We start from the raw sequence: 13,589 nt of genomic DNA, 5'->3' as shown, positions 1-13,589 counted from the left end.
GAGATGACCGCCGTTCCCTTGGGGATCCCCGAGGTACCGGTCCGGCTGGCAGTGCCGCGGCGCGTGTCGCGGCAGATCCAGGTCGGGCCGGTGGCGGTGGGCGGTGACGCCCCGGTGTCGGTGCAGTCGATGACGACGACTCGTACCTCGGACATCGGTGCCACGTTGCAGCAGATCGCGGAGCTGACCGCGTCGGGCTGCCAGATCGTCCGGGTGGCGTGTCCGACGCAGGACGACGCGGACGCGCTTGCGACGATCGCGAAGAAGTCGCAGATCCCGGTGATCGCGGATATCCACTTTCAGCCGAAGTACGTGTTCGCGGCGATCGAGGCGGGCTGTGCGGCCGTCCGGGTGAATCCGGGCAACATCAAGCAGTTCGACGACAAGGTCCGGGAGATCGCGAGGGCGGCCAAGGATCATGGCACGCCGATCCGGATCGGGGTGAACGCGGGCTCGCTGGACCGTCGGCTGCTGCAGAAGTACGGCAGGGCGACGCCGGAGGCGCTGGCGGAGTCGGCGCTGTGGGAGGCGTCGCTGTTCGAGGAGCACGACTTCCGGGACATCAAGATCTCGGTCAAGCACAACGACCCGGTTGTGATGATCGAGGCCTACCGGCAGCTGGCGGAGCAGTGCGAGTACCCGCTGCACCTGGGTGTCACCGAGGCGGGTCCCGCTTTCCAGGGCACGATCAAGTCGGCGGTCGCTTTCGGTGCGCTGCTCTCGCAGGGCATCGGGGACACCATCCGGGTTTCTCTGTCGGCTCCTCCGGTGGAGGAGGTCAAGGTGGGCATCCAGATCCTGGAGTCGCTGGGGCTGCGTGAGCGTGGTCTGGAGATCGTGTCCTGCCCGTCCTGCGGTCGTGCGCAGGTGGATGTGTACAAGCTGGCCGAGGAGGTCACGGCGGGCCTGACGGGGATGGAGGTCCCGCTGCGGGTGGCGGTCATGGGCTGTGTCGTCAACGGTCCGGGCGAGGCCCGGGAGGCGGACCTGGGCGTCGCCTCCGGCAACGGCAAGGGCCAGATCTTCGTCAAGGGCGAGGTCATCAAGACCGTGCCGGAGTCGAAGATCGTGGAGACGCTCATCGAAGAGGCGATGAAGCTCGCCGAGCAGATGGAGAAGGACGGCGCGGCGTCCGGCGGCCCGACCGTCACCACTCCGGGAGTGCCCGGCACCACCGTCGCTTGACCGGAGCTATCAGCGAGTGAGCCGAAGGAACGCGACGGTGCCGGGAAGGCGACCGTGCACAGGCCCGGCGAAAGAGGGCCGGGCACGGCCGCCTTGCCCGCACCGGCTGCGCCGCTCCGGAGGTGAACCGAGCTCTTGAGAACAGGGGAGGCCTGAGCGTGACGATTCTGGAGAACATCCGGGGACCACGGGACCTGAAGGCGCTGTCCGAGGCGGAGCTGAGCCGACTGGCCGAGGAGATCAGGGAGTTCCTGATCCACGCCGTGGCCAGGACGGGTGGTCACCTGGGGCCCAATCTGGGGGTGGTGGAGCTCGCCATCGCGCTCCACCGGGCCTTCGAGTCCCCGGTCGACCGCATCCTGTGGGACACCGGTCATCAGAGCTATGTGCACAAGCTCCTGACAGGGCGTCAGGATTTCTCCAAACTGCGCGGCAAAGGTGGCCTGTCCGGCTATCCGTCGCGTGAGGAGTCCGAGCACGACATCATCGAGAACAGTCACGCCTCCACCGCGCTCGGCTGGGCCGACGGTCTCGCCAAGGCCCGCCAGGTGCAGGGGGAGAAGGGCCATGTCGTCGCGGTCATCGGCGACGGCGCACTCACCGGTGGCATGGCGTGGGAGGCGCTCAACAACATCGCCGCCGCCAAGGACCGTCCGCTGATCATCGTCGTCAACGACAACGAGCGCTCGTACGCGCCGACCATAGGCGGCCTCGCCAACCACCTGGCCACCCTGCGCACGACGGACGGCTACGAGCAGGTCCTGGCCTGGGGCAAGGACATGCTCCAGCGCACCCCCGTGGTCGGCAACACCGTCTACGAGGCACTGCACGGCGCCAAGAAGGGCTTCAAGGACGCGTTCGCGCCGCAGGGTCTGTTCGAGGACCTGGGCCTGAAGTACGTCGGCCCGATCGACGGACACGACATCCGGGCCGTCGAGTCGGCGCTGCGCCGCGCCAAACGCTTCCACGGGCCCGTGCTGATCCACTGCCTCACCGAGAAGGGCCGCGGCTACGAGCCCGCGCTCGCCCACGAGGAGGACCACTTCCACACCGTCGGCGTGATGGACCCGCTGACCTGCGAGCCCCTGGCGCCGTCGGACGGCCCGTCCTGGACGTCGGTGTTCGGCGACGAGATCGTCAGGATCGGCGAGGAGCGCGAGGACGTCGTGGCGATCACGGCGGCCATGCTGCACCCGGTGGGCCTGGCCAAGTTCGCGGAGCGCTTCCCCGAACGGGTGTGGGACGTGGGGATCGCCGAGCAGCACGCGGTCGTCTCCGCGGCCGGTCTGGCGACCGGGGGACTGCACCCTGTGGTCGCCGTCTACGCCACGTTCCTCAACCGTGCCTTCGACCAGCTCCTCATGGACGTCGCCCTGCACCGCTGCGGGGTCACGTTCGTCCTGGACCGGGCCGGGGTCACGGGTGTCGACGGAGCGTCCCACAACGGGATGTGGGACATGTCGGTCCTGCAGGTCGTGCCCGGCCTCAGGATCGCCGCACCGCGCGACGCCGACCAGTTGCGGGCGCAGCTGCGGGAGGCGGTGGCGGTGGACGACGCGCCGACCCTGATCCGCTTCCCGAAGGAGTCCGCCGGCCCCGTGGTCCCGGCGGTCGACCGCGTGGGCGGACTCGACGTCCTGCACCGCGCGGACCGGCCCGAGGTGCTGATGGTCGCCGTCGGCGTCATGGCGTCCGTCTGCCTCCAGGCCGCCGACCTGCTGGACGCTCGCGGCATCGGCTGCACGGTCGTCGACCCGCGCTGGGTCAAACCCGTCGACCCCGCGCTGCCGGGCCTCGCCGCCGAGCACCGGCTCGTCGCGGTCGTGGAGGACAACAGCAGGGCCGCCGGCGTCGGCTCGGCGGTCGTGCTGGCGCTCGGCGACGCCGACATCGACGTTCCCGTACGGCAGTTCGGGATTCCGGAGCAGTTCCTCGCGCACGCCAAGCGGAGCGAGGTGCTCGCCGACATCGGGCTCACGCCCGTCGAGGTCGCGGGGCGGATCAGCGCCTGCCTGACCGCCAAGGATGAGCTCGCCAAGGAGAAACACGCATGACCACCCCTCCCCGGAACCGGGAGTTCGACCTCGGCGCGCTCCTGGCCGAGCGCGGAGCCGAGCGCTACGAGCTGCACGCCAGGTACCTCAACCACCAACTCCCGCGCATGCTTCACACCATCGGCTTCGACAAGGTCTACGAGCGGGCCGAGGGCGCCCACTTCTGGGACGCGGACGGCGCCGACTACCTGGACATGCTCGCCGGCTTCGGCGTGATGGGCCTGGGGCGCCACCATCCCGTGGTCCGCAAGGCCCTGCACGACGTCCTGGACGCCCGGCTCGCCGACCTCACCCGCTTCGACTGCCAGCCGCTGCCCGGGCTGCTGGCGGAGAAGCTGCTCAGCCACAGCCCGCATCTGGACAGGGTCTTCTTCGGCAACAGCGGCACGGAGGCGGTCGAGACCGCGCTGAAGTTCGCCCGCTTCGCCACGGGAAAGCCGCGGATCCTGTACTGCGAGCACGCCTTCCACGGCCTGACCACCGGATCGCTGTCCGTGAACGGTGAAGACGGCTTCCGCGACGGGTTCTCCCCGCTGCTGCCCGACACGGCGGTCCCGCTCGGCGATCTCGAGGCCCTGGCCCGGGAACTGAGGAAGGGGGACGTGGCGGGCCTCATCGTCGAGCCGATCCAGGGCAAGGGCGTCCACGAGGCACCGCCGGGCTATCTGGCGGCGGCCCAGGAACTGCTGCACCGTCACAAGGCGCTGCTGATCGCGGACGAGGTGCAGACCGGGCTCGGCCGGACCGGGGACTTCTACGCCTACCAGCACGAGAGCGGCGTCGAACCGGACCTGGTGTGCGTGGCGAAGGCGCTCTCCGGCGGCTATGTGCCGGTCGGCGCCACCCTCGGCAAGGAGTGGATCTTCAAGAAGGTCTACTCGTCCATGGACCGGGTGCTTGTGCACTCGGCGAGTTTCGGGTCCAACGCGCAGGCGATGGCGGCCGGGCTCGCCGTTCTGTCCGTCATGGAGAACGAGCAGACCGTCGCGCACGTGCGTGCTGTCGGGGAGCAGCTCAAGTCCCGCCTTGCGGCGCTGGTCGACAAGTACGAGCTGCTCAGCGACGTGCGCGGCCGGGGCCTGATGATCGGCATCGAGTTCGGCCGGCCCAGCTCGCTGAAGCTGCGCGGCCGGTGGTCCATGCTCCAGGCCGCTCGCAAGGGTCTGTTCGCACAGATGGTGGTCGTTCCGCTGCTGCAACGGCACCGCATCCTCACCCAGGTCTCCGGGGACCACCTCGAGGTGATCAAGCTGATCCCGCCGCTGATCATCGGCGAAGAGGACGTCGACCGGTTCGTGGAGGCCTTCACCGCGGTCATGGACGATGCCCACAGCGGCAGCGGACTCATGTGGGACTTCGGCAAGACACTGATCAAGCAGGCGGTGGCCAACCGCTAGCCGCATCCCGGGGGGCTTTGCCTCTGAGGCAAGAAATTTGCCGCGGAGGCAAAGCTGCGGCTGAATGGAGAGCATGAGCTCTCCCGAGAACGAGTCCGGGAACGGCGTGGACCTGCCCGCCGTCGCGCCGCAGCTGCGTGCGCTGCGCCGCCGTGCCTCGCTCACCCTGGAGGCCGCGGCCCGTTCTGCCGGGCTCTCGCCCGCCCATCTGTCCCGGCTCGAGACCGGGCAGCGCCAGCCCTCGCTGCCGATGCTGCTCGCACTCGCCCGTATCTACGGTACGACTGTCTCCGAACTGCTGGGAGAGACCGTCGCCGACCCCGACGCGGTCGTCCGCGCCCCCGACATGGAGCCGACGCGGGCGGGCGGCTGGACCTACTGGCAGGCCGGCGCGCCGGGCCGCTGTATGCAGGCCCTGCGCGTCCACGTCCCGTACGGCACCCAGGGCGACCTCGTGCGTGTCCATCCCGGTGAGGAGTGGCTGTACGTCCTGAGCGGGCGGCTGCGGCTGCGCCTCGGCGACACGATGCACGTGCTCGGGCCCGGCGACAGCGCGCACTTCGACTCCCTGACCCCGCACCGCCTCGATGCCGCCGACCAGGGCGGCACCGAGCTGCTCTTCGTCCACACCCTGCTGCAGAGCCCGGTCTCGGCGCTCTGCCTCGGACCCACCCCAGGAGAAACACTGTGACAGAGCAACCGGAGACCCGCCCCCAGCGCAGGTCCATGGAGGAGAAGTTCCCCCGTGCCCTGTGGATCCGGCTGATCGTCTACATCGCCGTCGGCCATCTCTTCGCTGGCTTCATCTTTCTGCTGTTCGAGGTCGGCGCGAAGTAGGCGGGGTCACGCAGCGGGGAGCGGAAGCGGCTCAGTCCAGCAGCCGGGCGCGCAGCCGCTCCCGCACCGCGGGGGTGATCCCGAGGCCCCGCTCCAGGTAGACGTCGACGCCGCCCCAGGTCTCCTCGACGGTCTCGATCGCGGCCGCCAGATACTCGGCGCGCGCGTCGAACAGAGGGCTGAGCAGCTCCATCACCTCGGGGGAGTACGTGTCAGGCGAGGAACCGTTGCGGTGCACCTTGTACCGGCGGTGCTTCGCGTTGGACTCCAGGTAGTCCGCGACGATCGCCTCGCGCTCGACCCCGAGGGCCAGCAGCGTCACCGCGATCGACAGACCCGCGCGGTCCTTGCCGGCGGCGCAGTGCATGAGGGCGGGCACGCTGTCCTCGGCGAGCGCGCGCAGCACCTGGGAGTGCTCGGCCGTGCGCTCCTTGATGATCGTGCGGTACGAGACGATCATGCGGTTGGCCGCCTTGCCGTCGTCGAGGAGCGCGCGCAACTGGTCCAGATCGCCGTCGCGGACCATCTTCCAGAACTCGGCACCGTCCGCCGGGTCGGTCAGCGGAAGGTTGATGTTGCGCACCCCCGCCAGTTCGACGTCCGGCCCCTCCAGCTTCTGGTCCGCCGCGTTGCGGAAGTCGAAGATCGTGTGCAGTCCGAGCGAGGAGAGGAACGCCGCGTCCTGCTCCGTCGCATGCGCGAGGTGACCGCTGCGGAAGAGCACTCCGTGCCGCACACGCCGCCCGTCCACGGTGGGCAGACCGCCCACATCACGAAAGTTGCGCACCCCGGTCAGCTCGGGCTCGGTAGACGGGACCTGCTGCGTCACGGGGGCTCCTCCCATCCGTCCGCCGGCGCTGTTCGCCGGCGGGGCGCGCTTCGACGATACGACATAGGTTTATCGCGCAATCGTCGGAGACCGGACGCCGGGCTGAACCTGCGCTGACCCCGCGTTGGACCCTCGCTCGACGTGCCCCGGGCGTTGCCTACGAGGCATGCCACCCTCGATGATGTTGAGGTCTGATCGTACCTGTTCGGATCTGTGGGGGTCTTATGTTGGAGATCAGCGCCGACCGTCGCACCTGGCTGCTGTCCGGGCCCGGAAGCAGCTACGCGCTGCGGCTCACCGACGGCGGCGAGCTGCTGCACCTGCACTGGGGCCCGCGGATCGCGCTCCCCGACGCCGAGGCGCTCGCGGCCCTGCCCGAGCCCCGGTACTGGCCCTTCGAGTCCCCGCTCGACGGCCGCGAAGAGTACCCGGTGGAGGGCGGCCCCCGCTTTGTGCGCCCCGCCCTCTCCGCCCGCACACAGGAGCGCCGCGGCACCGAGTGGACCTTCGAGACGGCCGAGGCCGACGGCGACGAACTGCGGCTGCGGTTCAGGGACGCCGGGCTTCTGATCACGCTCCACTACCGGATGCGTGCGGATGTCGTGGAGCGCTGGGTGACGCTCGCCAACGACGGTCCCGGGCCCGTCGAGCTCCTCCGCGCCGACTCCGCCGCCTGGACCCTGCCCGAGCGCGACGGCTGGCGTCTGTCCCAGCTGCACGGCCGCTGGGCGGCCGAGTCCAGGCTCGCGCGGTCCGCCCTCACCTACGGCGAGAAGGTCATCGGCAGCCGCCGCGGCCACACGGGGCACCAGCACCTCCCCTGGGTCGCCCTCGACACGGACGCGACCGAGGAGCGCGGCGAGGTCTACGGCTGTGCGCTCGGCTGGTCGGGCAGCTGGCGGATCGCGGTGGCCCAGCTGCCGGACGCCCGTGTGCAGATCACCGGCGGGGCGGGGTACGACGACTCCGGCCTGCTGCGCCTCGCGGCGGGGGAGACGTTCACGACGCCCGTCTTCGCGGGGCTGTGGACCGACGGCGGATTCGGGGAGGCGAGCCGCGCCTGGCACGCGTATCAGCGGGCCCATGTCATACCGGACGCCGACCGGGACCGCCCCGTGCTCTACAACTCCTGGGAGGCCACCGAGTTCGACATCTCCGAGGAGCAGCAGGAGGCGCTCGCGCGGCGGGCGGCGGAGATCGGGGTCGAGCTGTTCGTGGTCGACGACGGCTGGTTCGGCGAGCGCACCAGCGACCGCGCCGGGCTCGGGGACTGGCGGCCCAACCCCGACCGGTTCCCTTCCGGCCTCAAGCCGCTCGCCGACTATGTGCACTCCCTCGGAATGCAGTTCGGGATCTGGGTCGAGCCCGAGATGGTCAACCCGGACAGCGACCTCTACCGGGCCCACCCCGACTGGGTGCAGTTCCAGCCCGGGCGGAAGCGGACGGAATTCCGTAACGAGCTCGTCCTGAACCTCGCCCGCGATGACGTCCAGGAGTACCTGTGGGAGCAGCTGGACGCACTTCTCTCCAGCGCCCCGGTCGACTACGTGAAGTGGGACTTCAACCGCTGCTTCACCGATGCCGGCTGGCCCGGCGAGGCGTATCCGCAGCGGCTCTGGGTGGACCACGTACGTGCCCTGTACGCACTGCTGGACCGGCTGCGGGCCGCGCACCCCGGTGTCGCCTTCGAGTCCTGCTCGGGCGGCGGCGGGCGCATCGACCTCGGAGTCATGAGCCGCACGGACCAGGTGTGGACCTCGGACAACACCGACCCGCTGGACCGGCTCGCCATTCAGTACGGCTTCAGCCAGCTCCATCCGGCCCGGGTCATGGCCGCCTGGGTCACCGACAGTCCGAACACCCAGCTCAACGGGCGGGTCAGCTCGCTGCGCTTCCGGTTCGTGAGTGCCATGGCCGGGGTGCTCGGTGTCGGCGGGGACCTGACGAAGTGGACGGAGGAGGAGCTGGCGGAGTCCCGGGACTGGGTCGGTCTCTACAAGGAGATCCGCCCGGTGGTCCAGCGCGGCGACCTCTACCGGCTGCGGCCGCCGGCCGGCGGGCTGAGTGCGGTCCAGTACGTGCTCGGCGACGAGACGGTGGTCCTCGCCTGGCTCCAGGCGCAGCACTTCGGGGAGCCCGTCGCCCCGCTGCGGCTGCGCGGGCTCGACCCGACGGCGACGTATGAATGCTGCGAAACGGGCGAAGTGCACCGTGGTGCCGTGCTGTTGCATCACGGTTTGCCGACCGGGCTGCACGGTGACTTCGATGCGACGGTCGTCCGGCTGCGTCGTATCTGAGAGTTCTGCCCGAATTGGAGCCCTCGTTCAAACTCGCCCTGGAATGAGGGTTCCTGGGTAAACGGTACGTGAGCAGCGCACTTCGAGATCCGTACGACCCCGGACTGCGGCTCCGACGTGAGCCTCGGCTGACACCGCTCGGCCCCGCCGCCTTCGGAGGCCGGACCCGCCCTCCCGGTTCGGCCTCCAGCCCGTCCGCTCACCGGGCCGGGGTCCTGCTCCGGTGGCTCACCTGAACACCGCTGCTCAGAGGGTTATTCCGGATCGGCCCACACTTCGTGAGTGGTTTATCTCACCGCCCGTCAACCCTTCCCTACGGTCGCGTAGCTCACATCCCAAGGTGAATCATGGGCCGACGTGGCAGACGATTCGAAGAATGACGGCGGATCAGTGATCGGGTCGTACGTGGCGGTGGGGGACAGCTTCACCGAGGGCGTCGGCGACCCCGGCCCCGACGGACAGTTCGTCGGCTGGGCCGACCGGTTCGCGGTGCTCCTCGCCGACCGGCGGCCCGAGAACGACTTCAACTACACGAACCTCGCCGTGCGCGGCAAACTGCTCGACCAGATCGTGGCGGACCAGGTTCCGAAGGTCCTCGAACTCGCCCCGGACCTGGTCTCGTTCTGCGCCGGCGGCAACGACATCATCCGGCCGGGCACCGACCCTGACGACGTCGCCGAGCGCTTCGAGCGCGCCGTCGCCGAGCTCACCTCCGCGGCCGGCACGGTCATGGTGACGACCGGCTTCGACACCCGCGGCGTGCCCGTGCTCAGGCACCTGCGCGGCAAGATCGCCACGTACAACGGGCATGTCCGGGCGATCGCCGACCGGTACGGCTGCCCGGTCCTCGACCTCTGGTCGCTGCGGACCGTGCAGGACCGGCGGGCTTGGGACGGGGACCGTCTCCACCTCTCGCCCGAGGGTCACACCCGGGTCGCCCTGCGGGCGGGCCAGGTGCTCGGCCTGGAGGTGCCGGCCGACCCGGACCAGCCGTGGCCGCCGCTGCCGCCGCGGGGGACCTTGGACGTGCGGCGCGACGACATCCACTGGGCGCGCGAGTACCTGGTCCCGTGGATCGGCCGCCGGTTGCGCGGCGAGTCCTCCGGCGACCGCGTCGTGGCGAAGGGCACGCTGTCGCCCGACGACATCAAGATGCGCATCGCGAAGGCGGTCTGACCACCTCGTCGGACACGGCCCGGGCCATGTGCCCGGGCCTTCGACTTTGCGGGGCGCGGTGCGGCCCGGGTCATGTGTGCGGGCCTGCGGCTCTGTGGGCGTGCTGCGGCGCCGGCCATGTGCCCGGACCCCGGGTCTCAGAGGGTGTCGTACGGCCCCGCGGCGCCTGGCTGTGCCGGCCCGCTCTCTTCCATCGCGTGGACGTCAGGCCTTCGCCGAGGTCAACGCCGTGCGTTCCAGCCCCAGTTCACGGGCGAGCGCGTCGTCCACCCACCCCTGGGCCCGGGCCCGCGGCACGGTCCCCTCGTACGCCGTCATCTGCACGGCCAGCCCGTCGAGCAGCGCGGTCAGCCGCAACGCGGTGCCCGCCGGGTCGGGGCAGTGGAACTCGCCCGCGGCCACCCCCTCCGCCACGACCTCGGTGATCGCGGCCTTCCACTGGCGGTCGAGGTCCCGCGTGACCTCCCGCAGCGCGGGCTCGCGGAGCGCCGCGGCCCAGCCCTCGATCCACAGCCGCCAGCCCTTGGCCTGACCGGTCGGCGCGTACCAGCGCACCGCGGACCTGAGGCGCCGCAGCGCAGTCGTACGGCGGCCGAGCAGCTTGCGCAGATGCCCGAGGTCGCCCTCGGCGGCGTACGCGAACGCCTCCGCGACGAGCTTCTCCTTCGTCGAGAAGTGGTACAGCACCAGCGCGTTGCTCACCCCGAGGGCCGAGGCCACATCGGCGATCCGCACCGCCGCAACGCCCCGCTCCTCGATCTGCTCGACGGCGGCCCGCAGCAGTTCCTCACGCCGCTGGGCCACGCTCAACCGCACCCTCGTCACGCGCCAACACTACGTCACCGATACCAGCCGAACCGTTCCGCGATCACCGGCAGCCGGTCCGCCACAAGGGCGTGGGCGGCAGCCCGGGGACTCGTCCCGTCGGTCTCCGCCCGGTCCAGCACCAGGCCGACCAGGGCACGCATGGAGCGCCGTGTGTACGCGAACGCCTCCGGCGCCTCGGCTCCTATGTCGCCGAACAAGGTCCACCACCACCAGGCGTTCGTACCGGAGTTGACCACCACGTCCGGCAGGACGGTCACCCCGCGTGCGGTGAGCAGTTCCTCCGCCTCGGGCAGCACCGGCATGTTGGCCGCCTCCACGATCCATCGCGCGTGGATCCGCGCCTGGTTCCCGGTGTCGACGGCATACGAGACCGCCGCGGGCACCAGCACCTCGGCCTCGGCCGCGAGCCAGGCGTCGCCGGGCAGTTCACGGTCGGCCGGGCGCAACGCGCCGCGGTCCACCGCTCCGTACGCGTCGCGCGCGGCGAGCAGCGCCTCGACGTCGAGCCCGTCCGGGTTGGCGATGGTGCCCTTGACATCGGCGACGGCGACGACCGTCAGGCCCGCGCGGGCCAGGAAGCGCGTCGTGGCGCCGCCCATGGTGCCGAATCCCTGCACGGCCACGCGCGTTCCCGCATACGGAGTTCCGGCCCGGTCCAGGGCGGTCAGCACCGACTCGGCGACCCCGCACCCGCCGACCAGCGCGTCGAGCCCGACGCCGTCCACCTCCACCGCGAAGGCGTCCGCGAGCCGCTTGCGGGCCGCCGCCTCGTCGTCGAGAAGCGGATAGACGGCCTGGATCGAGGACACAAGTCCCGCTTCGGCGGCCGCGCGGTCCACCAGGTCCTGGGTGAGCCCGAGGTCCTCACCGGTGGTCCAGAACGACTCGATGTACGGCCGCATGGCCCGCAGGTAGCGCACCAGGACGTCGTACGCCTCCGGGGCCCGGGGGTCACAGTCGATACCGCCCTTGGCGCCGCCCAGCGGGACGTACCGGGCCTTAGGGTCGTAGTGCAGCGCCTCCTTCATGCTCATGCCGCGTGCGAGCCCGGCCACCTCGTCCAGCGTGCAGCCGGGCCGCATCCGCAGCCCGCCGCTCGCGACGCCCCTGACGAGGCGGTCGACGACGAGATAGCCCCGTCGGCCGGTGACATGGTCGGTCCAGACGAGCGTCATGAGGGGAGCGCCCCGATCGGTGGTCATGCGCTCACTGTACTGAACCGCCGTTCAGTTGCCTGCATGCCTTCGGCAGCGGGAGGGCCCGTCTCGAAGCGCGGACCGGCCCGGCGTTCGGCGCGTTCCCGGGACCGAGGACCTTGCCACACCGCTGCGTGCCGCGGAAGGAGAGCGTGCCTCGCGGGGCGGAGAGAGCCGACGGGCCAGGAGGCGCCTCCGGTACGGCGGACCCGGCGCCCCGTGCCGGGGCATCGCGGTGTGACACGGCCGACCCGGTGATGTCAGAGGGGCCGACCATAATGGAACCCCTCATCGATTCCCTGGAGGTCCCGTGACCGGTTCCCGTTCCCTGAGTTCGGGGCTGCGTGCGCTGCGGCCCGTCGCCTTCGGCGCGGATCCGAGCGGGGAGCGCCTGGCGCGCATCCGCAGATCGCCGCACTTCGCGGACGGCGCCTTCGTGAACCCGGAGGGCACCAGGACCCGGCCCTCGGGCGGCTCCGCGCTCGAGCTTGCGAAGTCCTACTTCCGCAAGGACGACCGCGTCCGCCGTGCCCCGGCCGGCACCGTGCCGGTGCACCCGACGACGTACGCCGATCTGGCCCGCCCCCCGGCGACCGGGCTGCGGCTGACCTGGATGGGGCACTCCAGCGTGCTTGCCGAGATCGACGGGCACCGGGTCCTGTTCGACCCGGTCTGGGGCGAGCGCTGCTCCCCCTTCGACTTCGCCGGCCCCAAGCGGCTGCACCCGGTGCCCCTGCCGCTCGCCGCGCTCGGGCCGGTCGACGTCGTGGTCATCTCCCACGACCACTACGACCACCTCGACCTGCCCACCATCAAGGCCCTGGCCGGCACGGACACCGTGTTCGCGATACCCCTCGGCGTCGGCGCCCACTTGGAGCGCTGGGGCGTGTCGGCCGACCGGCTGCGCGAACTGGACTGGCACGAGTCGACGAAGGTCGGCGGCATCACCCTGACCGCCACCCCGGCCCGGCACTTCTGCGGCCGCGGTCTGCGCAACACCCAGCACACGCTGTGGGCGTCCTGGTCGGTGGCCGGCGACGAGCACCAGATCTACCACAGCGGCGACACCGGCTACTTCGAGGGCTTCAAGGACATCGGGGCCGAGCACGGCCCGTTCGATGCCACGATGATCCAGATCGGCGCCTATTCCGAGTTCTGGCCGGACATCCACATGACTCCCGAGGAGGGCATGCGGGCCCACCTCGACCTCCAGGGCGGGCGGCCGGGGGGCGTGATGATGCCCATCCACTGGGCGACGTTCAACCTGGCACCGCACCCCTGGGCCGAGCCCGGCGAGTGGACGAAGGACGCGGGCGAGGAAGTGGGACAAGCCGTGGCGTTGCCCAGGCCCGGGGAACCCTTCGAGCCGTCGAAGAACCCCCCTGCGGACCCGTGGTGGCGAGCGGTGTCCACGCCGTTCGAACGGCCGTGGCGCCGAGTCGAGAGGCCGGAAGCCTCGCCGGTCGCCGAGAGGGCAGACGCCTCGCCAGTCGCAGAGGGGCCGGACGCCTCGCCGGTCGCCGAGGGTGATCTCGACCTCGCGGGCGACCGCTGACACCGGAGCCGGACGAAGAGCAGAACCGCGGAGCGGGCTCGCACGGTCGGTGACGTCCGGGCCCGCACGTGGCCGCAGGGACCGAGGGTGACCGCAGGGCGAGGGCTGCCACCATGCCCTTGTGCGGACAGGACCCGGCGATCGCGGCGGGGCCTGCGGTGCGCTTGATCGGTCTGGTTCCACTAAGACCTGTGTCACAGTAGAAAGGACGTGAGGGGGAGGCGAGCGCAGGAGA

The 13,589-nt window shown here is 70.8% G+C and carries 11 protein-coding genes; 8 read left to right on the top strand and 3 right to left on the bottom strand.

What is annotated here, in order from left to right:
• The first annotated feature begins 3 nt into the window (after positions 1-3).
• The 5 genes from ispG to ACQEXA_RS09605 all read left to right on the top strand — a co-directional run bounded on the left by ispG (position 4) and on the right by ACQEXA_RS09605 (position 5,473).
• Entirely contained in the window at positions 4-1,185 is a 1,182-nt protein-coding gene (gene ispG / locus ACQEXA_RS09625; protein ID WP_433129406.1) for a flavodoxin-dependent (E)-4-hydroxy-3-methylbut-2-enyl-diphosphate synthase, read from the top strand.
• Between the two features lie 158 nt (positions 1,186-1,343).
• Positions 1,344-3,239, top strand: a complete 1,896-nt coding sequence (gene dxs / locus ACQEXA_RS09620; protein WP_432935264.1) for a 1-deoxy-D-xylulose-5-phosphate synthase — start codon at positions 1,344-1,346, stop codon at positions 3,237-3,239.
• Positions 3,236-4,636, top strand: a complete 1,401-nt coding sequence (locus ACQEXA_RS09615; RefSeq protein WP_432935265.1) for an aspartate aminotransferase family protein — start codon at positions 3,236-3,238, stop codon at positions 4,634-4,636. Before dxs ends, ACQEXA_RS09615 begins: the two co-directional genes overlap by 4 nt.
• A 73-nt stretch (positions 4,637-4,709) precedes the next feature.
• Entirely contained in the window at positions 4,710-5,327 is a 618-nt protein-coding gene (locus tag ACQEXA_RS09610; RefSeq protein ID WP_359397403.1) for a helix-turn-helix domain-containing protein, read from the top strand.
• Positions 5,328-5,362: 35 nt separating this feature from the next.
• Positions 5,363-5,473: a DUF6126 family protein gene (locus ACQEXA_RS09605; protein ID WP_359397421.1), complete on the top strand. Its 111-nt coding sequence runs from the start codon at positions 5,363-5,365 to the stop codon at positions 5,471-5,473.
• 31 nt (positions 5,474-5,504) lie between these two features.
• Here the strand turns inward: ACQEXA_RS09605 and ACQEXA_RS09600 are convergent, their stop codons facing one another.
• Positions 5,505-6,302: a tyrosine-protein phosphatase gene (locus tag ACQEXA_RS09600; RefSeq protein ID WP_433129404.1), complete on the bottom strand. Its 798-nt coding sequence runs from the start codon at positions 6,300-6,302 to the stop codon at positions 5,505-5,507.
• Between the two features lie 224 nt (positions 6,303-6,526).
• On the opposite strand from ACQEXA_RS09600, the gene ACQEXA_RS09595 reads away from it, so the two are divergent.
• Both ACQEXA_RS09595 and ACQEXA_RS09590 read left to right on the top strand, forming a co-directional pair.
• The gene (locus ACQEXA_RS09595) at positions 6,527-8,599 is read left to right on the top strand and encodes an alpha-galactosidase (RefSeq protein WP_433129402.1); all 2,073 of its coding nucleotides are present in this window, start codon (positions 6,527-6,529) and stop codon (positions 8,597-8,599) included.
• A 390-nt stretch (positions 8,600-8,989) separates the two neighbouring features.
• A complete protein-coding gene (locus ACQEXA_RS09590) occupies positions 8,990-9,775 on the top strand; it encodes an SGNH/GDSL hydrolase family protein (protein ID WP_432939787.1) in 786 nt (261 codons plus the stop codon).
• 204 nt (positions 9,776-9,979) lie between these two features.
• Here ACQEXA_RS09590 and ACQEXA_RS09585 read toward each other — a convergent pair whose 3' ends face one another.
• Together ACQEXA_RS09585 and ACQEXA_RS09580 are read right to left on the bottom strand one after the other, a co-directional pair.
• Positions 9,980-10,600, bottom strand: a complete 621-nt coding sequence (locus tag ACQEXA_RS09585; protein ID WP_432935268.1) for a TetR/AcrR family transcriptional regulator — start codon at positions 10,598-10,600, stop codon at positions 9,980-9,982.
• A 14-nt stretch (positions 10,601-10,614) separates the two neighbouring features.
• A complete protein-coding gene (locus ACQEXA_RS09580) occupies positions 10,615-11,805 on the bottom strand; it encodes a Glu/Leu/Phe/Val dehydrogenase dimerization domain-containing protein (protein ID WP_432935269.1) in 1,191 nt (396 codons plus the stop codon).
• A 304-nt stretch (positions 11,806-12,109) separates the two neighbouring features.
• On the opposite strand from ACQEXA_RS09580, the gene ACQEXA_RS09575 reads away from it, so the two are divergent.
• Complete coding sequence (locus ACQEXA_RS09575) at positions 12,110-13,354, top strand: MBL fold metallo-hydrolase (protein ID WP_433129400.1); 1,245 nt, start codon at positions 12,110-12,112, stop codon at positions 13,352-13,354.
• The last annotated feature ends 235 nt before the right edge of the window (positions 13,355-13,589 follow it).

It is taken from the genome of Streptomyces sp. CA-106110 (assembly GCF_050936285.1).
Taxonomy (GTDB): Bacteria; Actinomycetota; Actinomycetes; order Streptomycetales; family Streptomycetaceae; genus Streptomyces.
Note: the sequence above shows the minus strand (reverse complement) of the source record. Positions and strands in the feature narration are given on the sequence as shown.

Coding starts and splice junctions, on each gene's coding strand:
- ispG (WP_433129406.1), top strand. CDS start 4: ATGACCGCCGTTCCCTTGGGGATCCCCGAGGTACCGGTCCGGCTGGCA.
- ACQEXA_RS09615 (WP_432935265.1), top strand. CDS start 3,236: ATGACCACCCCTCCCCGGAACCGGGAGTTCGACCTCGGCGCGCTCCTG.
- ACQEXA_RS09610 (WP_359397403.1), top strand. CDS start 4,710: ATGAGCTCTCCCGAGAACGAGTCCGGGAACGGCGTGGACCTGCCCGCC.
- ACQEXA_RS09605 (WP_359397421.1), top strand. CDS start 5,363: ATGGAGGAGAAGTTCCCCCGTGCCCTGTGGATCCGGCTGATCGTCTAC.
- ACQEXA_RS09595 (WP_433129402.1), top strand. CDS start 6,527: ATGTTGGAGATCAGCGCCGACCGTCGCACCTGGCTGCTGTCCGGGCCC.
- ACQEXA_RS09580 (WP_432935269.1), bottom strand. CDS start 11,805: ATGACCACCGATCGGGGCGCTCCCCTCATGACGCTCGTCTGGACCGAC.